Here is a 21,376-nt window from a genome sequence, read left to right as displayed (position 1 = left end):
AATCGTGGCCAACTTAGAAAATGTTCCTACAGCGGCTTGGCCGTTGCAGCAAAATCCCCAGCGTTTTTGCGACACTCGAAGTTTTAGAAACCGCGGCTCAGCCGAGGTCGGAACTTTCACGTCGTTTTCGTGGCGATTCTCCTGGGGGGAGACGAGACACAGCCTTGTCGCATTCCCGTGGCGACGGCTGGCCGGCCGGCTTCATCGCAAACTGCAAACCGTGTACACCAGAATGCACGAGCGCACCAAGATCTGGCCAATATGAAAACCCTCGGCAACCTCCAGCTCTTCGCCGAAATCAAGCGCAGTGAAACCGGCGCGACTTATCGCGGGCTGGACCGCCGCACCGGGCAACTGGTGCTGGTCAAAACCTTCACCGTCAACGGCAACGCGCCCGAGGCCGCCGCGCGCTTCGCGCAGGAAGCCGCGATCTACGCCGGCATCACCCACCCCAATCTCGTCAAGCTTATCGATTACGGCGTGGCCGAGGGCCTGCGCTACCTCACGCTGGAATTCATCGAAGGCCAAACCCTGCGGAGCCTGCTGCAGCAGGCTCCGCAGGCCGGCAAACTGCCGGTCGCGATTGCCCTCACCCTGTTCGACGCGGTGCTCGCCGGCGTCGCGGAGATTCACCGCCGCAATTTCATCCATCGCGATCTCAAACCCGAAAACATCCTGCTCGGCCACGACGGCAGCGTCAAGCTGTGTGATTTCGATCTCGCCACTTCGAATGCCGCGCGCCCCGCCGGCAGCGGGCTGACCGGCTCGCCCGGCTATCTCGCGCCGGAAATCATTCTCGGCGAAAACGCCACGCCCGCCGCGGATCTCTTTGCGTTGGGCATTCTGCTTTATGAGATGATTGCCGGTGGCCGGCCGTTTCAATCCGCCACCGCCGGCGGCGAAATGAACGCCATCGTGCGCGTCGCGCCGCTGCCCATCACCACCGTGAGTCCGCACGCGCCGGCCGTGCTCGACGCGTTGTTCGAACGCTTGCTGGCCAAGAAACCCGCTGCCCGCCTGGCCGGCGCGGAACCGGCGCGGATCTGGCTGGCGCAGCATTTCGTACTCGGCACCCCGGAGACGCAGCGCCGGCGGTTGCAGGAGTATCTGGCTGCGCCGGAGAATTGGCCTTTGGCGGCCACGCCCGCCTTCGTACGCGCCGAACCGCTTGAGCAGCAAGCCGCGCAACCGCCCAAGTCCCGCAAATGGCGGTCACTGCTGGCCGCGGCCGCGGGCTTGGCGCTCACGGCGCTGCTGGCTCATTGGGGACTGAATGCGATGAAACCTGAGGCAGCGCAAGAGCGAACGGAGCCTCCCAACACTGCAATGCCCTCGGCGGATTCATCCGGTCTGACGCAGGCAAAGCCACAGTTGGGGCAGCAAGAGAAAGCACCGGCAGGAAAAACGGAACCGGCGTTGCCGCCGCTGCCTCACGAGAATGCCGTTGACAGCGCGGCAATACCGCCGCTGCGCACCTTGTCCATTCAAAGCAATCCCTGGGCCTATGTTTTTGTTGCGGGCGATTCGCTCGGCATGACGCCGCTGTCGGCACCGGTTTCTCTTCCTGCCGGCAAGCACGCGCTCGTGCTCAAGAACCCGAATTTCCCGCCGGTGAGTTTGCTGCTGGAACTCTCTGCCCATTCGCCGGACACGCTGTTCTTTTCGCTCTGGGATCACGTCGCGCAACTCGAGCTGCAAATCAACCCGTGGGCGGAGGTTTACGTAAATGGCCGGCGCCGCGAGCCGCATGCCGGCGAACAAACGCTGCTGCTCCTGCCCGGCGCTTGTGAGTTGAAGTTCGTGCATCCCCAACTCGGGGAAAAAACCGAGATGATCGTGCTGCGCGCCGGTGAAACGCGGCGCCTCGCGATCAACATGTTCTAAGAAAGGAGGGCCACTCGTGTACACGGAAGCCGTTGCCAAGATCAAAAAGTCGTGGACCGGTGTTTGTGCAAGGAGCATGATGATGCTGCTGGGTTCGGTGCTGGCGTTGCCGGCACAGCCGCTGCAATACCCGCACAGCAAAAAGGCCGAAGTGATCGACGATTATCACGGCGTGCGCGTCGCTGATCCGTATCGCTGGCTCGAAGACGCCGACGCCGAAGATACCCAGGCCTGGGTGGCGGCGCAAAACCAGCTGACCTTCAGCTACCTGGAAAAAATCAGCAGCCGGGCGGCGATCAAGCAACGCCTCACCGCGCTGTGGAATTACCCCCGCTATTCCGTGCCGGTGCGCGAAGGCGGCCGCTACTTCTACACCAAGAATGACGGCCTGCAAAACCAGGCCGTGCTTTACCTGCAGGAGGAACTCGACGGCGCGGCCCGGGTCGTGCTCGATCCCAATCAACTCAGCGCCGACGGCACGGTGGCGTTGACCAACCAGGCCTACAGCAAGGACGGCAGGCTGCTGGCCTACGGCCTCTCCAGCCGCGGCAGCGACTGGCAGGAGATCAAGATTCGCAATGTCGACACCGGCGCGGATTTCGAGGAAACGCTGAAATGGTGCCGGTTTGCCGGCATCGCCTGGCGCCATGATCAGCAGGGATTCTACTACAACCGCTTTCCGGAACCGGGCACGGTGGCAAAAGCAGACGAGAACAATTTCAATCGCGTCTACTACCATCGCCTGGGCACGCCGCAAACGCAAGATCAATTGGTGTTCGAGCGACCGGACTTCAAAGAGCTGGGCTTCATCCCGTTCATCACCGACGACGGCAAATATCTCGTGCTCTACGTCTATCACGGCACCGATCCCAAAAATCGCATTTACTATCGCGCGGTCGACAGCGATGGCCCGTTCGTCCGCCTGCTGGAAGAAGCCGACGCCAGCTACACGCCCATCGACAATGATGGCACGATCTTCTACTTTCAGACTGACTTGCAGGCGCCGCGCGGCCGCGTCATCGCAATCGACCTCGAGCAGCCGGCGCGCGAACACTGGCGGGAAATCATACCCGAGCAGCCGGAGGTTATTTCCTTCGCCACCATGGTCAACAACCAGTTCGTGGTGGCCTACATGCGCGATGCCCATCATGTGTTGAAAGTGTACGGCCGCGACGGCGGTTTCGTGCGCGAGCTGCCGCTGCCAACCATTGGTTCGATCTCCGGGCTCTCGGGCCGGCGCCAGGATAGCGAAATGTTCCTCCAGTTCACCTCGTTTCTCTTTCCGGCCACGATCTACCGCTATGATTTCACCACCGATCGCATGGCGGAATTCCGCGGCGCGGCGATCAAGTTCGATCCCACGCCCTACGAGACGCAGCAGATCTTCTACACTTCCCAAGACGGCACGCGCGTGCCGATGTTCCTCACGCACAAACGCGGGCTGGCGCGCAACGGCGAGAATCCGGTGTTGCTGTACGGCTATGGCGGTTTCAACGTGAGTCTGACGCCCTGGTTCTCGGTGAGCAACGCGTTGTGGCTGGAAAACGGCGGCGTGTTGGCGGTTCCCAATTTGCGCGGCGGCGGGGAGTACGGCGAAGAATGGCATCAAGCCGGAACGCTGGCGCGCAAACAAAACGTGTTCGATGATTTCATCGCGGCAGCGGAGTGGTTGTGCGCCAACGGCTACACCAATCCGCGCAAGCTGGCGATCAGCGGCGGCAGCAACGGCGGTCTGTTGGTGGCGGCGTGCCTGGTGCAACGGCCGGAGCTTTTCGGCGCGGCCCTCTGCCAGGTGCCGGTGATCGACATGCTGCGTTATCACAAATTCACGGTGGGGCGTTATTGGATTTCGGATTACGGCGACCCCGACAAACCGGAAGACTTCAAATTTCTCTACGCCTATTCGCCGTTGCATCGCGTGCAGCCGGGCGTGGCCTATCCGCCCACGCTGATCACCACCGCGGACACCGACGATCGCGTGGTGCCGGCGCATGCCAAGAAATTCGCCGCCACCCTGCAAGCGGCGCAAGCCGGCCCGCATCCGATTTTGATTCGCATCGAAACCAAAGCCGGCCACGGCGGCGGCAAGCCCACGACCAAAATGATCGAGGAATCCGCCGATCTTTATGCCTTCTTGTTCAAAACGTTTGGAATGACGATGGCGGGCAAGTGAGGGAACGGACGCCGGGCGGGCAGGCGCGCTTCTGGTTGCGCAGGCGCCTGCCCACGCGCGCGCCCGCACGACAGGCGTGATCACTGCTTGCGGGCGGCCGCGCGGCGGTAAACTTCCAGATACTTCTGCGCCGAGTGCTGCCAGGAAAAATCTTCCAGCATGCCGCGGCGGACAATTTCACGCCAGATGGTCTTTTGCTGAAACAGGCTGAGGGCGCGCTGCACGCTGGTGAACAGCGCGTGCGGGGTGAAATCACGAAACGAAAAGCCGTTGCCCTCGCCGTTGAATTCGTGATAATCGTGCACCGTGTCGGCCAGGCCGCCGGTGCGGCGCACGATCGGCACGGTGCCGTAATTCAGGCTGTACATCTGATTCAAACCGCACGGCTCATAGCGCGAGGGCATCAGGAACATGTCGCTGCCGGCGGTGATCCCATGCGCTAATTCGTTGTTGAAGCCGAGATACACGCCCACCTTTTCCGGATAGGCACTGACCGCCCACTGCAAGAACTCCTCGTATTTCCGCTCGCCATCGCCCAGCACGATGATCTGAATCGGCATTTGCATGAGATCGGAGAACGCGGCCGGCAGCAGCTCCAATCCTTTTTGCGGAGTCAAGCGCGAGATCAGGCCGATCACCGGCACTTCGGGATCGAAGGGCAGGCCGAAGCGCCCCAGCAGCGCTTTCTTGTTCAGCACTTTGGTCTCGAACGAGTCGAAATCATAGTGGTGGGAAATGTGTTTGTCGACGCGCGGATTCCAGTCGCTGGTGGCGATGCCATTCAGAATGCCGTAGAGGTCCGCGCGCCGCATCGCCAAGATATCCTGCAGGCCTTCGCCGTAGGTCGGCGTTTGGATTTCCTGGGCGTAGGTTTCGCTCACCGTGGTGATGATGTCGGCGTGGAGAATGCCGGTTTTTAGGAATGAAAACGAGTTATGGAATTCATAAGGCCCGCCGGGGTAGTATTTGCCGTAGGACAGGCCGGCGGCATCGACGCTTTCGCGGCCGAAGCGGCCCTGATAGCCGAGATTGTGAATCGAGAGCACGCTGGCGGTGCGGTCAAACAGCCGGTCCCAGTAGTATTTGTCTTTCAAATAAACCGGCAGCAGCGCCGTTTGCCAATCGTTGGCGTGCAACACCTCCGGTGCCCAGTGATAGCGCTGCAAGATGTTGATGATGGCCTGTTGCAGCAAGATGAAGCGTGCGTCTTCATCATAGTCCGAAGTGTAGATGCGTCCGCGATGGAAATAATGCGGGCAGCCGATGAAATAGTGTTCCAGACTGAGGCCGGGCGTCCTTTTGTACCAGGTATTGAAAGTGAGATTGAGGTTGCCGATTTGCAGGGGGAGATCGCGCAGTTCCTCAGCAAAGATGAGATCATGATCGAGCACGCGAATGGAATCATACAACGGCAGGAAGACCTTGACTTCCATACCGGCTTCGGCCAGCGCGCGCGGCAGGGCACCACTGACGTCGGCCAAGCCGCCGGTTTTCACATAGGGCACACATTCACTGGTCGCAAATGCGATACGCATCCATCCTCCCGTGTTCAGCAAAAGTTCTCACCGGCTCGCCAGAATTGGACGGGCCGTTGGGCAATCGTAAGACCGGCTCAAGGTATCAAGCAGGCGGCTAAAATGCAAGCAGCAGTCCGGCAATCACCTTATCGGTGCCTGTCCGGCAAGGAAGAAAGCGAAGCAAGAGAATGCCTGAAACTGCGCTCGCTTGAAAAAAGAAGAGAAGCTGGCTCCTTCGCGGTGAAATCGTTGCATCAAAGGCAAAGCAGGATTTCCAATTGATCGAAACAACCCAACTGATACAAATCTCCTCCATCGGCTGGGTGGTTTCGATCAGTTGGCGATTGTCTTCGAGCTGCAGATTGTTCGCGTTGCGGGATGAATTTTCCAACTCAAAATCGTCACGACATTCTCTCGAAGAATTCGTACAGAGACGCCAAGCCGCAAAGGCTCGCAAAGCGTTCTTGATTATCTGTTATCTTCATTCAAGACATGACTGAAGTCATGTTTAGTTTGCGCCTGCTGGCGTCGCCTCAGGGTTGCGGGGCAGGGCCGGCCTCATGCCAAGGCGGACTGTGATCATCATCTTCCAGTTCCTTCAGCCGGCGTTTGATGCGGCGGCGCGTGGCGATGAAGCCCGCCACCACCAGCAGCAGGATCGCGGCGCTCCACAACACGTTGTCATCCAGCAAAAAATACCAGCGAAAATTCGCGCGCAGATAGTCGAAGTATTCGGCTTCAAAATCCCACAGATCCTTCTGGAATGCCGCCTGAAACGCGGCGCGCGGATCGGCGTGCGCGGCCAGGCTGCGGGCATATTGCCCGAGCGCCGCTTCGCCGTGCTGCTGAATGAGATAATTCACCGCGTGAAAGCTGACGGAGTAGGCCAGCCCGGCGCGGGGATTGGGAAAAGTGAGCAACTCTTCGATCTCGTCGAACGAAACCAGCGAGCGGGTCGCCATGGCGCTGGAGATGAGCGTGGGTGAGATGTGCTGCGTCTCGCCGGAAAGCCAGGTGGCAGCGCCTTCATCGAACCAGCGCGGGGCACGGTGCGGCAACACCATCTCGGCGAGCATCAAATGTACGAGCTCATGCCGCAGCGTTGCCGGCTGCAGTGCGCGGCCGTTGTTGGCGACCGGCGATTTGAGAAACATGCGCCACTGGCCCACATCGGCGGCGGCCTCGCCCCAATCCGGCACGAGGTTGCGGGTGAGATAATCGAAACTGTACTGGCTCGGGCAGAGGAAAACGGTGAGCAGGCGGCGGGGACGAAACTGCAGGCGCTCGCTGAGCTGTTGCTGCTGGCGCTCGAGTTCCGCCAGCAGGCCGGTTGCGAGTTTTCGTTCCGCGGGAATGTGGGCAAGCGTGAAGCGGCCGGCGTTGAGGTACTGCCACTCTTGCGCGGGCAGCCGCGGCGCCAGGAGCAGAATGCCGGTCGTGGCCCAGCAGCAGGCCAGGCGCACCAGCCGCGCACCGCCGCCGGGAATCATGTGCGTGTTCAGCTTCACCGAAATCGGAATGAGAGCGCGGTAGCAGGCCGCGCCGGGCGCAGCTCTTCCGCGCGCCCGTCAGGAAATGAGCTGCAAGCCGCGCTGCAAATCGGCGATCAAATCCTCGACATCTTCGACACCGACGGAGAGGCGCACGAGTCCGTCGCGCAGACCGATGCGCTGGCGCATCTCCGGCGGTACGGAGGCATGCGTCATGGAAGTGGGATGGCAGATCAAACTCTCCACGCCGCCCAGGCTTTCCGCGAGCGTGAACAGCTTGATGCCTTTGAGAAACGTCCTGGCGGTGTCGAAATCAGCAAGCTCGAAAGAGATCATGCCGCCAAAGCCGGGCTGGCCGTACGGATCGAGCTGTTGCCGTTTCGCCAGCTCATGCTGGGGATGCGCGGCCAAGCCGGGATAGTAAACCTTCGCGACGCGACGATCGGCGGCCAGGAAGTCAGCGAGAGCCACGGCGTTGGCGTTGCTTTGGCGCATGCGCAGCGGCAGGGTTTTGGTCGAGCGCAGAATCAGCCAGCAATCGAACGGGCTGGGCACGGCGCCCACCGCATTTTGCAGAAAGGCGAGACGCTCGGCGGCCGCGGCGTTGTTGGTCACCACCACCCCGCCGATGACATCACTGTGGCCATTGATGAATTTCGTCGTGCTGTGAATGACAATGTCCGCGCCCAGTTCCAGTGGCCGCTGAAAATAGGGGCTGAGAAAAGTATTGTCAACCACGAGCAGGGCTTGGCGTGCGTGGCACCAATCCGCCAGCGCGCGCAAGTCGGAAAGGATGAGCAACGGATTGGTCGGCGATTCCACGAAGAGCATCTTGGTCTCGCGCCGCCAGACTTGCTTGACTTGTTCGAGCGAGGAGGTGTCGACAAAATCGAATTGCAGGCCGAAATCCGCCATCACTTGCCGGAAGTAGCGTGCGGTGCCGCCATAGACGTTGGCGGTGCAGACGACGTGATCGCCGGTTTTGAGCAGCTTGGTCACCGTGGAGGTGGCGGCCATGCCTGAAGAAAAAGCATAGGCAAACTGGCCGCGTTCCAGCGCCGCGAGATTCTTCTCCAGCGCCAGCCGGGTGGGATTGCCGGTGCGGCCGTATTCATAGCCCTTGTGCACCGCCGGCGCTTCTTGGGCGTAAGTAGCGGTTTGAAAAATCGGCACGATCACCGCGCCGGTGGTTGCTTCCGGATGCTGGCCGGCGTGCACTGCGTCGGTCATGAAGCCCATGGGGTGTTTTCCCGTTGTCTGAGAGAGGTTAACTGCCGTTGCGCTTGCAGCGTCGCGGCGCGAGCGCAGACCCCAAGTACGCCGCGGTGCTTGCCGAAAACAAAAAAGGCCTGTGGACTCACGGGAGTCACAAGCCGCTGAAACTTTTGCTGTGCCGAGGGCCGGACTCGAACCGGCACGGTTACATTGCAACCGAGGGATTTTAAGTCCCTTGCGTCTACCAGTTCCGCCACCCCGGCTCTGGAATCGAAAGCGCTGAGGCGGCGATCGGAGTCGAACCGATGAATAGAGGTTTTGCAGACCTCCGCCTTAACCACTTGGCTACGCCGCCAACCGGCAGGCGGTTCTCGATTGCTTTGCCGATGAGAGGAAACCGCCTGGCTCATTAAAAAGACAGGCAAACGTGGAGTGCGTCTGCCTGTGCTCAGCCTGGAGAATTGTGGAGCGGGAGACGGGGCTTGAACCCGCGACCCCCACCTTGGCAAGGTGGTGTTCTACCACTGAACTACTCCCGCTTAACGACGGCGAATATAACCAAATCTCCCCTGGCGTGCAAGCATTTTTTTGCTTGCAATCCTACCCAGATTCCAGTATAATGGCGGTACTTTTTGCACGAGATTCATTTTCCCCACATCAAAAGCGCCCGAACTCATGGATGGCATCGAGTACACGGAATTAATCATCACCTGCGAAGCTTGTGGCAACGTCAAACGCCATCTCGTTCACAGCCAGGAGGAATGTGATCGCATTTTCCGCGAATTTCGCTGTGAAAACAGTTGCGGACGCAATCTCTACAGTTTCATCACCATTGGCACCTTGAAGCGCGAAGCGGCGCCCCCCATCGAAAGCTCCGAAAAGCCGCTGGAGCAGTAGCGCGCTGTCAACTCTCAACTCCCGCCCCGCCGATTTCGTTTTCCCCAGAACTATTTCAGCAAGGTCAAACGGCGTGTCATCACTTCGCGCTTGCCGGATTGGCCATCGAAGATCACGCGCATGAGATAGATGCCGCTGCTCACCGTCCCGCCCGCGGTGGCGGCGCCCTGCCAGCGAATGACATGATAGCCGGCCGCGAAATACTCGTCATGCAGCCGCAGCACTTCCCGGCCCTGCCCGTCGTAGATGATGGCCTGCAGCCTGCCGTTCTCCGGCAGCTCGAGGTTTACGCGCGTTTCGATATTGAAAGGATTGGGATAATTCTGCGACACGGCAAAGCCCGCCGGCACCGCGCTTGACAGCGTCACCTGCCGAGCTTTGGCGAAATTCACGGCCGCGATCATGCCGGCCGCGGCACCGCTGCTGGTGATGGAAAAATCATCCACGCGCAGAACACCCTTGGTGGAGGTGCGATAGGCGGCGAGTTCATAGTAGAAATTGCTGTCCAGCGTGTAGCCCGTCAAACCAAAGGGCTCGCGGTAGGTATCGATCCAGGTCGCGCCGTCGAGCGAGGCTTCGAAGTGAATTTGCGTTTCATCACAACGCAGCCGCAGATGAACCGGCCCGGTAATCACCAGATTGCCGGTCACTTCGACACCATCAACCACACCATTCTTTTTCCATTGCACATACAGCAGATATGGCCCGCTGGCCTGATCGCGATAGACGTAGAAGCGATACCACGTTGCTTGATTGTAAATGCCGGTGGATGCCGCGAGGTTGTAGGTCGGACTCATGCCGAGCGCGCCATCATCGTTGGGCTGCGTCACCTTCACGGTGACCGAGGTGTTGCGCGGCCGGAATGCGGACTTGGTGATCACCCAGCCGCTTTCCCCGCCGGTCGAGCGCAATTCGAGCTGGCCATTCAACACCGCGGATTGATTCCCCGCGTTGGTGCCGCGCTGCCATTTGGCGGCATCCAGGCTGCCGCTGTTGAAATCATCGGCCAACAACGCAGCCGTGAGGGTGGTGAAGATGAAATCTCCGCTGTTTGCCTGATTGCCGTCTGCGTCCGTCGACTTCACGCGAAAGTGGTAGGTCGTGCCGGCCGCCAGGCCGCTGAGCACAACTTGATGCGAAGTCACCCGCTCGCCGGCGACCGGCGTGGCGAAGCCATAGGCGCTGGTGAGGCCGTATTCCACTTGCGAATCACTCGCTTCATTCGTCTCCCAACTGATCACTGCCGACGACGCCGTGATACTGCCCGCCGCAACATTGGCAATGGCCGGCGGTGTGGTATCGCGCGCCGGCGTGCTGAACGTGAAATCATCACTCACGGCCAAATTGCCGGCCGGATCCTTCGACTTCACGCGATAATGGTAAGTGGTATTGGCGGCCAAGCCGTTAAGCGACACGCGGTGTGCCGTGACCCAAGTCATTTGCAGCGGCGAGGAGAGGCCATAGCTGCTGGTCACGCCATACTCAACCTGAGAATCGCTCACTTCATCGGTGCTCCAGGTGATTTCAGCAAGCGTGCCGGAAGCGCTGACTGCAGCCACGGCGCTGAGGGCCGGACTTTTTTGATCCGCGCTGCGGCCATCGATCACAATCGTTTGATTCGCGGCAACGCGGGAGGCCGTGACGATCGTGCCGTCAGGAAACTTGACGACCAGATCGACGGAATCGCGGCTGCCCAAGCCGAAATGCAAAACCGGATCGTCCTGTCCGAGATAGCCGGCGCTGCCGTGGGCTTCGCGCAGCGCGCGGAAGCTGCCATCGGCGGTCGAGAGGCGGGCGGTGGCGCCGAAGGCGCCGGCGACGCCCTGCGGCGAGATCAGACGCACTTTCAACCAATTGCCGTCGTTGTGATCGTTCCGCACCAGCCAGTTGCGGGAACGCTTGCAGCCCACGGCAAAGTCCAAGTCGCCGTCGCCGTCAATGTCGGCAAAGCCAATGGCGCGGGGATCGTTGATGCCGCTGACCGGAATCGCAGGGCCGACCACGAACATGCCATGTCCGTCATTCAGATAACAGAGATCATCGCCGGCGAAAACCAAATCGAGGTCGCCGTCATTGTCGAGGTCGGCAAAGCCGCCCATGTAGCCGTCGGTATTGCTGAAGCTCTGCTGGAAGCGGAACGTGGCGTTGCCGTTGTTGAGATAAAGATGGCCGCTGTTGTCGCTGGTGAGCAGCAGGTCCAGCCAGCCGTCATTGTCGACATCGGCGGTGTTGATGCCGTCGCCGGCGCCATGGCTCAGGCCGAGCGTACCGGGCGCCACCAGTGTGAAGCTTCCCTGGCCGTCGTTGCGCAGGACGTTGAGCGGTCCGGTGCGGTTGGCGGCGATGATATCCAGATCGCCGTCGCCGTCAAAGTCGGTCGCAATCGCGCCTTGGCCGGCACGCGCCGTGAAGAGGGCGCCGGAATCAATCGAAGTGAAATGCAGGCCGCCGTCGTTGCGGTAGACTTCATTGCGATCGTCCGGCGCATCGTCGCTGCCCAGGTAATCGGTGACGGCGAAAAGATCAAGATCGCCGTCGTTTTCCATGTCGAAGGCGACCACCGCACGGGTCTGCCATTCCCGCAGCGGCATGCCGGTCGCCGCGCTTACGTCGGTAAAAAAGCCATTGCCGTTGTTGCGGTAGAGATTATTGATGCCGGGGATGCCGTTGGTGCCGAGCGTGGTGCCGTTGTACAAATCAAAATGGCCATCGTTGTCGAGATCGGCGAAGAGGGCGCCGTGCGAGCCGCCGTCATAGTCAGCGAGGCCGCGCTGGCCGGCTTCCGAAGTAAAGACATTGCCGCCCGTATTGCGAAAGAAGAGATCAGCGGTTGGGCTTTCCACAACATTGTACATCGTGATATAGAGATCGGGACGGTTGTCGCTGTCGACATCCGCGAAAATCGCGGCGTGGCCGCCGGTTTCAGCCGCGCCTTGCGGTCCGGCAGTCCCGGCCGCCAGTGTGATGTCCGTGAAGGAGAGCGTGGCCGCGGCGGTGGTGAAAGTCTGATCCGCGCTCGTGGCCAGGTTGCCGGAGGCATCACCGGAAATGACGCGATAGTGATAGATGGTGTTCTTCTGCAGTCCGGCAAGCGTTACGCTGTGCGCACGGACCAGGGCCGGATCGAGCGCAGAGAGCGCGCCATAGCTGCTGGTCAGGCCGTACTCCACCTGCGAGTCGCTGACCTCGTCGGTGTTCCAGGTGATGGTGGCGCCGGTCGCAGTGATCTGCCCTGCTGCCACCTGCGTCAGCACCGGCGGCGTGTCATCCGCGCTGTCCGGCTCGGTGGAGAAAATGGCAAAATCGTCGACCACCCACTCGCCGTTGGTCGAGGTGCGATAGCCCGACAACTCGAAATGGAACTGATCATCGAGGGTGTAACCGGTCAGGCTGAACAACTCGCTGTAGGCGGTGAGCCATTGCTGGTCGTCGTAGGAATACTCAAAATGAATCGAGTCGCTGCTGGTGCGCAGCCGCAGATAGAAATTGGAGGTGAACGTGGCGTTGCCGGCGACATCGAGGCCGTTCACGATGTTGTTCTTGCGCCATTGCACATAAAGCTTGTAGGGTTCGCTGCTGCTGTTGCGGTAATTGTAGAAGCGATACCAGCTCGGCTCCTCATAAACGCCGTTGAGTGCTGCGGCCGTTACCGTGGCGGACATGCCGAGCGCCGCGTCGTTGTTGGGCTGCACGACTTTGATTTGCACAATCTTGTTGCGGCCGGAGAACTTGTCGCGCGTGTAAATCCAGCCGCTGGTGGCGCCGGTGGAGCGCAAATGCAAGGCATTGTTTTCCACCGCGCTCAGGTTGCCGCTGTGCGTGCCGCGCCGCCATTTGCTGGTGTCGAGGACCGCGGTGTTGAAAGCGTCGGTCATCAAGGGCGTGAGCGGCGTTCTGAAGCTGTAGCCGCTGCTGACCGCGAGATTCGCGGCAGCATCGCGCGACTTGACTTGGTAAGAGTATGTTTTGCCCGGTCGCAGCCCGGTGAGAACAACCAGATGTTCGAAGACCCGGCTCGTGTCGAGCGTCGAGCTGTGATCATAGCCCTTGTTCAAGCCATAGTCCACTTGGCTGTCGCCCAGCTCACTGGTGCGCCATCTGATCTCCGCTGAGTTCGCAGTAATATTGCCTGCCCTCACGTTGGAAATCACCGGCGGCGTCACGTCGCCGGCGGGCGTGACAAACGTGAAATCCCCGCTCACCGCCAGATTGCCGGCCGCATCTTTTGATTTCACCCGAAAATGATAAGTCGTGTCAGCGAGCAGGTTCGCGAGCATGACGGCATGTTGCGCGACGCGGCTGGTGTCGAGCAGCGAGAGCGCGCCATAGGCCGCGGTCAAACCATATTCCACCTGCGAATCGCTCAACTCATTCGTTTCCCATGTGATCTGCGCAGTGGAATCCGAGAGATTGCCGGCGGCGATATTGGTGATCACCGGCGGCGTCACGTCGGCGGCGGGCGTGACAAACGTGAAATCGCCGCTCACCGCCAGATTGCCGGCCGCGTCTTTTGATTTCACCCGAAAATGATACGTCGTGTCAGCGAGCAGGTTGGTGAGCATGACGGCGTGTTGCGCGACGCGGCTGGTGTCGAGCGGCGAGAGCGCGCCGTAGGCTATGGTCAAACCGAATTCCACCTGTGAATCGCTCAACTCATTCGTCTCCCATGTGACCTGCGCCGAGCTTGAGGAGAGATTGTCTGCACTCACGTTGGCAATCAGCGGCGCAATGGTGTCAGCGCCGCTGGCGGTCGTGAAGCTGAAGATAGCCGAGGCCGCTTCGGCGCCATTGATGTCCCGGGCGCGGGCACGGTACTGATAAGCCGTGCCCGGCCTCAGTCCCGCCAGTGTGATGGCGTGGGCAGTGGCCAGCAGGCTGTCGCCCCGGTGAAAATCGAATTCGGTGCCGGTGTAGGCCGGGAACCATTGCGCGCTCATCAAAGCATAGCCGGAATCGTTGGGATGCAGCCGGTCGGCCATCCAGTCCGTCGCCCAGTTGGGGTTGGCAAGAAACGCTGCGTAGTTGTCCACCAGATAGATGCGATGCCCCGCACTGGCCCGCGCATTGACCAGCGCGGGAAGCTGGGCGTTCACTTCTGCGTTGACCGGTTCATTGGCGTCGGTGCGCGGCACCAAAGTCGAGAGAAAGAGCCGGAGGCCGGGATCAAAACCGAGCGTCTGATCGACGATCGCGGCAATCTCGGACACGACTTGCTCGGCGCTGTTGCCGCCGGAAATGTCATTCGTGCCGATGTGCAGCAGCACCGCCTGCGGCTGCGCCTGCGTGAGAAACGTGGTGAGATTCCCCAGAATCTGATTGGCCGACCAGCCGGGATGGCCTTCATGCTCGGTGTCCGGAAAGCCGGTGCCGTAATTCAGGCTGCCGACGAAATCGAAGCGGCTGCCGAAATCGGTGAGGCGGTGATACAACGCAGAACGATAGCCGGCGCCATCGCTGCTCTTTTCGCCCTCGGTGATGCTGTCGCCCAGCGGCATGATGCGGATCACGCCGTGCGGCCGGTCGTCATATTCGATCGTGCCGTAGGTGAAACGGTCGGTGGTGAAGCTCACTTGCGCCGTGGTTTGGGTGATTTGCGCCACGGCAATCTCGGAGAGCACGGGCAGGTCGGGCGCGCCGGCAGCGGTGGTGAAAGTGAAATCCGCGCTGACGGCGAGATTGCCGGCAGCATCGCGCGATTGGACGCGATAGTGATAAAGCGTGGCCGGGGTCAAGTTGGTGAGGGTGACGGCGTGCGCCGTGGTGCGCAGGCCGTCCAGCGGTGAAGTGAGGCCGTAGGAATCCGTCAAGCCGTATTCCACCTGCGTGTCGCTGGCTTCGTCCGTCGTCCACGAGATAGTGGCGGTGGTGGCGGAGAGATTGCCGCTGGCGATGTCGGAGAGCAGCGGCGGCGTGACGTCGGGCGGCGGCGTTTGTTGCGATTGAATGGCGAAATCATCGACGATCCAGTCACCTTTGAGCGGCGTGTTGTAGGCCGAAAGCTCGAAGGCGAACAAATCATCCAGCGAGTAACCGGGCAGCGCGAAAGTCTCCTGGTAGGCCGTCGTCCAATTCACGCGATCGAACGAGTATTCGAAATAAATCAGATTCCCGCTGGTGCGCAGGCGCAGATGGAAGTTGCCGGTGAAGGTGACGCCGCTGGCAACATCCAGCCCGTTAATCACGCCGCTTTTCCGCCATTGCACATAGAGCTTGTAGGGCTGTGCGCTGGTGTTGCGATAGTTGTAGAAGCGGTACCAGTTTGGTTCATCGTAGAAGCCGTTGGCCGCGGCGGTGTTGGCGGTGGGCGACATGCCGAGCGCGGCATCGTTGTTCGGCTGAACCACTTTGACCGTGATCGTCTGCTCGCGACCGCTGAAACGGTCGCGGGTGTAGACCCAGCCTGAGTTGCTGCCGGTGGTGCGCAACCGCAGCCGGCCATTCTCCACTACCGTGGTGTTCTGCGGATGCGAGCCTTTGATCCACTTGTTGGTGTCGAGCGCCGGGCCACTGAAATCATCGGAAAAGAGCGCGCCGGCGCCCGTGGCTGTGGCGAAGGTGAAATCGCCGCTGACGCTGAGATTGCCACGGGCATCCGAAGATTTCACGCGATAGTGATAGGTGGTGTTGGCAGTCAAGCCGGTGAGCGTGACCGCATGCGCCGTTACCCGGTTGGCGTCGAGCGGAGAGAGCATGCCGTAGCTGGTCGTCAACCCGTATTCAACCTGACTGTCGCTCACTTCGTCCGTTTCCCACGTGATGGTGGCGCGGTCGGTGTTGATTGGGCCGGCCTGGAGGCTGGCCAGCACCGGCGGCGTGGTGTCAGGCAAAGCGGCTTGTTCGCCTTCGCCTTCCTGCAAGGTGAGCTTTTGATCCGCGGCAATGTCATAGTGGCGATCCTCGGTGCCGGAGGGCCATTGAATGATCAGGCTGTCGATGCGCACACTCGCGCCCAAGCCGAAATGCACAGTCAGGTCGCTGCCGGTGCAGAGGTAGGCTTGGCCGGCGATCACCATTTGCACTTGCCTCTGATTACCGATCCACGCGGTCAGCCGCGCGCCCACGCCGTCGCGATTGCTGGTGACGCCCACCGGATCAATCTGCAGCCAGTGGCTGGACGTCCCCTCATTGCGATAGAGCACGCTGCTTTGGCCGGTGTTGGTGAAAAAAATGTCGAGGTCGCCGTCTGCGTCATAGTCGGCAAACGACGGGCTGTAGCCGCGATTGGGATCATTGGCGCCGGAAGCGGCGCTGAGGTCGGCAAACGTACCGTTGCCGTTGTTGCGAAAGAGAAAATTGCTGTTGTTGCGGGTGACGTACAAATCGAGCCAGCCGTCGTTGTCAAAATCAGCGAACAGCGCGCCGCGATTGCCTGCCGCGCCCACGCTCACGCCGGCACTGGCCGCCACCTCGGTGAAAAAGCCACCATCGTTGCGAAAGAGCAAATTCGGGCTGTCATAGCTGCACACGTAAACATCGAAGTCGCCGTCGCGATCGTAGTCACCGACCGCGGCGCCCTGGCTGTGCGGCGTGGGTGCGGCAATGCCGCGCGCCACAGCTTGCTCAGTGAAGGTGCCGTTGCCGTTGTTGATATAGAGCAGGTTGGGCACGAGCTCCTTGCGCGTGACGAAGAGATCGAGATCGCCGTCGAGATCCACATCAAAAAAGACCGGCTGCAAGCTTTCGGAATAGCCGCCGATACCCGCCGCCAGCGTCACATCAGTGAAGGTGTGATCGGGATTCTGACGAAACAGACGATTGTCCTCGGCGGTCTGGGCGGCAAAGAGATCGAGCAAGCCGTCCTGGTCATAATCGCCCCAGGCCACGCCCTGGCCCTGGCCGGTCATGTTCACGCCGGTAGCTTCGGTCACATCGCTGAAGGTGTTGTTGCCGTTGTTGCGGTAGAGCACACTCAGGGTGGATCCGGTCATGATGTAGATGTCCAGATCCCCGTCATTGTCGTAATCGGCGGAGGCCATGCCGCGATCGCGCTCCGCCGGATTCTGCACGCCGGCGGCCGCGGCCAAGTCGGTGAAGGTGCCGCCGCCATTGTTGCGGTATAGCGAGTTGTTCGCGCTGTAGGCGATCACGTAAAGGTCGGGCCGGCCGTCGCCATTGTAATCACCGAAGGAGGCGCCATGGCCGTAACCGCCAGAGGGACTCGGCAGGATTCCGGCCGCCGAACTGACGTCGGTGAAGCGCAAAGTTTGACTCAAAGCAGGGAAGGCGGAGATTTGAGCGAGCCACAACAGGCCACGGCCGAGGCGCGCTGCGAAGCTGCGGGGCGAAAGCGATCTCATGACACGAACTCCAAAGAGTGTCTGCGCTGCGGCAACAAATACGGGGACTTTTCCGAGTGAGAGGTGGGGACTGCAAAAGGCCGGGGTGCCGCGGCTCCTGACCACGGCTTCGCGCGATCATCTCAACAGATGCTCCGGCCTCTAAATCCATCCCTGGAGCGGCGTGAATATTAGGAGAAAACGCAACAATGGCAAGCGAAAACTCGCGCTGACATTCTGGGAATACTACGTGCTCCCGCCATGACTTGCAGAGCGGGTGCAGGAAAAGGCAAGGCGGGCTGGCCGCGCGAAACCGGCGTTTGCGATTTCAGCCGGCCGCGGGCCGGGTTGTGCTTTCCTGGAGAAATCACTATTTTGCCGGCATCATATTCGTCGCGCGGCAGGCGTGGGAATTCAGCCCGGCGGTGGGGAATGCAGCAGAGGCTGCCCTGCTCTCGCGCCTGCCCGAAATTCCGCATTCGACCAGTAAGGCAACAGCATTATGCGAATCACTGAAATCTTCCATTCGATTCAAGGCGAATCCACCTACAGCGGACTGCCGTGTGTGTTCGTGCGCACCACCGGCTGCAATCTGCGCTGCGTCTGGTGCGATACCGCCTACGCTTTCTATGGCGGCCAGGAAATGCGCCTCGAGGAAATCCTGGCGCAGGTGCGAGGCTACCATTGCAAACTCGTGGAGCTGACCGGTGGAGAACCCATGCTGCAAAAGGAAACGCCGGAATTGGCCCGGCGGCTGTTGCAGGAAGGCTTCACCGTCTTGATCGAAACCGGCGGCAGTTTGGACTTGTCTCCGCTCGACACGCGGGTCATCAAAATCATGGACCTCAAATGCCCGGGCAGCGGCGAGGCCGATCGCAACTATTGGCCGAACCTCGCCATCCTGCAGCCGCACGACCAGATCAAGTTCGTCATCAAGGATCGCCGGGATTATGACTGGGCGGTGGGGGTCATTCGCATGCATCGCCTGGAGGAGAGATTTCCGCTGCTGTTTTCTCCCGTGTTCAACGTGATGGATTATCGCCAGCTTGCCGAATGGCTGCTGGCCGACCGCGTCAATGCGCGCTTTCAGCTTCAGTTACACAAGTATATCTGGCCGCCGGACATGCGCGGGGTGTGATCCTTCGGCGCCTTTTTCCGCCAGCATGAAAGTGGAGCATAGTCCACCTGATGGGCGGAAAAGAACGCAACGACCACGCCGAGTTGGCGACCCGCAGTTCGCCCAACCCGGCTGACCGGTACTGCTGCGGGGAAGCTCGAAACCTCAGTAAAGCCTCTTTTGGGACAAGCCGTGTAGCGAAGACTTTGGGGGATTCTTTACATGAATATTGAACTTAACCCGCCCGACTGTCGAACTTTACGGGTGCAAACAAAAAAGCCCCGATCAACCTTGCGATTGATTGGGGCTTGGAAAAGGCGTGCTGCCGGCTACATCGTCATTTGCCGGTATTCGGTGTAGAGTTTCTTGACGGAGGGGATGTACTTCTGAGTTTCGTCCCACAGGATGCCATCTTCGCGGTTGGCCTTGATCCACATGGCCGCGCGGCGCTCGCCGCCGTTGTAAGCCGCCAGTCCACCGTCCAGGTCGTAGTCCGTGATCAGTGAAGACAGATAGCGGCAGCCAATGCGAATATTCTGGATCGGGTTGTAGAGCACGTCTTCCGGGCTGGACCAATTGACGCCTTCATAAGCGGCGACGTACATGCCGGTGGCCGGCATGACCTGCATCAAGCCCATGGCCCCGGCGTGCGAGATGACTTCCGGGTTCCAGGTGCGGCCGCTTTCGTGCGTGATGGTGGCGCAAATGAGGTCGATGTCCAGGTTGGGATACTTCACGCTCATTTCGTAGATCGTGTTGGCGATCTCGTACTTCAGGCTGGATTCCATCCGCGGGTTGAAGCGGTCGATGATGGCGATGACTTTCTGAATGCTGTACTGCCTGACGGTGTCAACATTCATCGCGCCGCGCAACTCATGCAGCACGCGCTCAAGCTCGCCGATCTTGGTGTCTTGCAGTTGCGAGAGCGTGTAGTACTTGATGCTCACGCCCGTCGCAGTAAGGCAGATCGCAACCAAGAGACCATACAGGAAGATTTTGGAAGTGATGCGACGTTTGACGTTCTTTCCTCCCTGATTTTCTCCTGTTGACATCTGTTCCTCCGTAAGTATGTTCAACGTGATGATTGCCAAAAAGAATGGGGTTGGTTGTTCCAACCTAAGGTTCAACAAAACAAATACTAATTTCGTTATTTTCTTGCTAGCCCTGGGGGAGTACGCCTTCCCTTTAAGCAGATACCATGCCATCAAATGAATAAGCTGTTTTATATAGCCTTAACACTTAAAACCGATGCTGTGCTCTTGTGTTTTTATGTTCGAGACTGAATCAGTTTTCGCGCGCAAAGGTCAGAAATCGATCACCCTGAGAAAACAAAACGCGCCCAAGAGGCGCGGAAAGTTGTCTGAATTGGCTACTAGAGCCTTTTTATATTGTACTTATATCAGATCGTCTTCACCTCGAAATGGTCGTGTCCTGGCTTCATTCTGCAAAAAAATTGCTCTAGATGATTTAGTGAACATTAATCCCCTTGTCTTAAAAATGTGCGGGGAGTATAAGCAATCGGGTCAGGAGATGCAAGAGAAATTTTGTGAAGAGCCGGCATCTATATTTCTGAGCTGTAGACTTGTCATACTTACTATATTTTCAATCTAATGCATAAAACACAGGCTATCTGATTTGACCTCACCTTGTGTCGCAATATAAAAATTAACAGGTCTTTATATGATTTAAGAAAGGCCGGAAAGGCGGTTCTCGCCGACCGATTTGTGAGATTTCTTGTTTCAATCCACCTGTCATAATGACCAGAAACAAAAATACACCAAAAATATTTTTTGCCAGACTGAACAGCCACGCGCGCCGGGAGCGCCGCCGAGTGCTACATTTCCAATTCTGGCCCCTTGCTTGAACCGCCTGAAATTTTACCACTGGGGTTTGACCGGCAGGGGTCCTGCATCACTCTGGATGCGGCACAGTGGATGAGATCGACCTGTTTGATGCGAAAAAAAAATCCCCGAGGCCGCATGCGTCCTGGGGATTTTTCGTTTCACCGTGTGCAACGGCGACCAACTCTAATTTTTCTTGCTCCTTGGCTCATGTAGAAATGCGGGGGTCTGACGGCCAGGGTTGACTGCGGGGCTATGGCCGCTGGCCTCGTCAATCCCGACGAACACGGTGTCACTGACCGTGCGCTGAATCAGCAACACGTCATAGAGCGTGGTGTCGGCGACGATGAGGGTGTCCTGCCGCAGTACGTGCACGACATCGTAGGCCGTCACCGTGTCCGGCATCACCGGCGGAGCGGGTTTGTACTTGAGCTTGACCGGGTTGTGGCCCCAGATTTCGAAGGTCGCAGTCTGCTGGTCGCGCTCAAAATAAAGCTTTATGGGGAGATCCTGGTAGTTGCGCTCCAGTCCGCGCAGAAGTCCCGCCAGAATCCCGTTCTGCGCTGCGTCGGTTTTGGTTCCCTCGAAAACCTCTGCCGGGCTGTTCTGGGTCACGACTTGAAAATTGGCGGCAAAGTGCCAGGCGTTCATCACCATCTGTGCCGTGTCCGAGGGCGTCGGCACATAGATGCGCTCGGAGGGATAGCATTTGACGATGTCTTCCACGCCAAAGCCGTTGGCAGTGGCATCGATGATTTCCATTTTCATCACCGGGCTGTCGGTGATGAGAAACTCCATCAAAAAGAAGTCGATCAGCCCCGGTTGCGTGATCGTGGCCACGCGAATCAGTCTCTGGTCGACGCTCGCTTGCGGCTGCGGCCAGGCGGCGAAGGGCAGGCCGGCTACCAGGAGCAGCCGGCAAATCTTCTCGAATCTTTTCGTCATTTCATCTTTTCTGTTCTTGCT

The 21,376-nt window shown here is 59.5% G+C and carries 11 protein-coding genes and 3 tRNA genes; 4 read left to right on the top strand and 10 right to left on the bottom strand.

Annotated features, from left to right (window positions below):
* The first annotated feature begins 261 nt into the window (after positions 1-261).
* Positions 262-1,884 carry a protein kinase gene (locus L6R21_21330; protein MCK6561748.1) on the top strand — a complete coding sequence of 541 codons (1,623 nt, stop codon included), beginning with the start codon at positions 262-264 and terminating at the stop codon, positions 1,882-1,884.
* A 76-nt stretch (positions 1,885-1,960) separates the two neighbouring features.
* Positions 1,961-4,057: a prolyl oligopeptidase family serine peptidase gene (locus tag L6R21_21325; protein MCK6561747.1), complete on the top strand. Its 2,097-nt coding sequence runs from the start codon at positions 1,961-1,963 to the stop codon at positions 4,055-4,057.
* Positions 4,058-4,137: 80 nt separating this feature from the next.
* On the opposite strand, the gene glgA is transcribed toward L6R21_21325, so the two are convergent.
* The 7 genes from glgA to L6R21_21290 form a co-directional block, all read right to left on the bottom strand.
* Complete coding sequence (gene glgA / locus L6R21_21320) at positions 4,138-5,592, bottom strand: glycogen synthase GlgA (GenBank protein MCK6561746.1); 1,455 nt, start codon at positions 5,590-5,592, stop codon at positions 4,138-4,140.
* A 97-nt stretch (positions 5,593-5,689) separates the two neighbouring features.
* Positions 5,690-6,031, bottom strand: a complete 342-nt coding sequence (locus L6R21_21315) for a hypothetical protein (GenBank protein MCK6561745.1) — start codon at positions 6,029-6,031, stop codon at positions 5,690-5,692.
* Between the two features lie 76 nt (positions 6,032-6,107).
* Positions 6,108-7,082, bottom strand: a complete 975-nt coding sequence (locus tag L6R21_21310; GenBank protein ID MCK6561744.1) for a hypothetical protein — start codon at positions 7,080-7,082, stop codon at positions 6,108-6,110.
* 60 nt (positions 7,083-7,142) lie between these two features.
* Positions 7,143-8,303, bottom strand: coding sequence for a PLP-dependent aspartate aminotransferase family protein (locus L6R21_21305; GenBank protein ID MCK6561743.1), 1,161 nt, complete (start codon positions 8,301-8,303; stop codon positions 7,143-7,145).
* Positions 8,304-8,455: 152 nt separating this feature from the next.
* Positions 8,456-8,542: transfer RNA gene (locus L6R21_21300), tRNA-Leu, on the bottom strand.
* Positions 8,543-8,561: 19 nt separating this feature from the next.
* Positions 8,562-8,634, bottom strand: a tRNA-Cys gene (locus L6R21_21295).
* A 109-nt stretch (positions 8,635-8,743) separates the two neighbouring features.
* Positions 8,744-8,818, bottom strand: a tRNA-Gly gene (locus L6R21_21290).
* Between the two features lie 136 nt (positions 8,819-8,954).
* Between L6R21_21290 and L6R21_21285 the strand changes: the two genes are divergently transcribed.
* The gene (locus tag L6R21_21285) at positions 8,955-9,176 is read left to right on the top strand and encodes a hypothetical protein (GenBank protein MCK6561742.1); all 222 of its coding nucleotides are present in this window, start codon (positions 8,955-8,957) and stop codon (positions 9,174-9,176) included.
* 50 nt (positions 9,177-9,226) lie between these two features.
* On the opposite strand, the gene L6R21_21280 is transcribed toward L6R21_21285, so the two are convergent.
* Positions 9,227-17,473 carry an FG-GAP-like repeat-containing protein gene (locus tag L6R21_21280; protein ID MCK6561741.1) on the bottom strand — a complete coding sequence of 2,749 codons (8,247 nt, stop codon included), beginning with the start codon at positions 17,471-17,473 and terminating at the stop codon, positions 9,227-9,229.
* A 481-nt stretch (positions 17,474-17,954) separates the two neighbouring features.
* On the opposite strand from L6R21_21280, the gene L6R21_21275 reads away from it, so the two are divergent.
* Positions 17,955-18,590, top strand: a complete 636-nt coding sequence (locus L6R21_21275) for a radical SAM protein (protein ID MCK6561740.1) — start codon at positions 17,955-17,957, stop codon at positions 18,588-18,590.
* A gap of 308 nt (positions 18,591-18,898) precedes the next feature.
* Here the strand turns inward: L6R21_21275 and L6R21_21270 are convergent, their stop codons facing one another.
* Both L6R21_21270 and L6R21_21265 read right to left on the bottom strand, forming a co-directional pair.
* A complete protein-coding gene (locus tag L6R21_21270) occupies positions 18,899-19,621 on the bottom strand; it encodes a lytic transglycosylase domain-containing protein (protein ID MCK6561739.1) in 723 nt (240 codons plus the stop codon).
* A gap of 975 nt (positions 19,622-20,596) precedes the next feature.
* On the bottom strand, positions 20,597-21,355 hold the full coding sequence (locus L6R21_21265) for a hypothetical protein (GenBank protein ID MCK6561738.1): 759 nt from the start codon (positions 21,353-21,355) through the stop codon (positions 20,597-20,599).
* Positions 21,356-21,376 lie beyond the last annotated feature (21 nt).

It is taken from the genome of bacterium, from assembly GCA_023150945.1.
Taxonomy (GTDB): domain Bacteria; phylum Zhuqueibacterota; class Zhuqueibacteria; order Zhuqueibacterales; family Zhuqueibacteraceae; genus Coneutiohabitans.
The sequence above is the reverse complement of the archived record's forward strand: the minus strand, read 5'-3'. Positions and strand labels throughout refer to the sequence as shown.

Coding starts and splice junctions, on each gene's coding strand:
- L6R21_21330 (MCK6561748.1), top strand. CDS start 262: ATGAAAACCCTCGGCAACCTCCAGCTCTTCGCCGAAATCAAGCGCAGT.
- L6R21_21325 (MCK6561747.1), top strand. CDS start 1,961: ATGATGATGCTGCTGGGTTCGGTGCTGGCGTTGCCGGCACAGCCGCTG.
- glgA (MCK6561746.1), bottom strand. CDS start 5,592: ATGCGTATCGCATTTGCGACCAGTGAATGTGTGCCCTATGTGAAAACC.
- L6R21_21305 (MCK6561743.1), bottom strand. CDS start 8,303: ATGGGCTTCATGACCGACGCAGTGCACGCCGGCCAGCATCCGGAAGCA.
- L6R21_21285 (MCK6561742.1), top strand. CDS start 8,955: ATGGATGGCATCGAGTACACGGAATTAATCATCACCTGCGAAGCTTGT.
- L6R21_21280 (MCK6561741.1), bottom strand. CDS start 17,473: ATGAGATCGCTTTCGCCCCGCAGCTTCGCAGCGCGCCTCGGCCGTGGC.
- L6R21_21275 (MCK6561740.1), top strand. CDS start 17,955: ATGCGAATCACTGAAATCTTCCATTCGATTCAAGGCGAATCCACCTAC.
- L6R21_21270 (MCK6561739.1), bottom strand. CDS start 19,621: ATGTCAACAGGAGAAAATCAGGGAGGAAAGAACGTCAAACGTCGCATC.
- L6R21_21265 (MCK6561738.1), bottom strand. CDS start 21,355: ATGACGAAAAGATTCGAGAAGATTTGCCGGCTGCTCCTGGTAGCCGGC.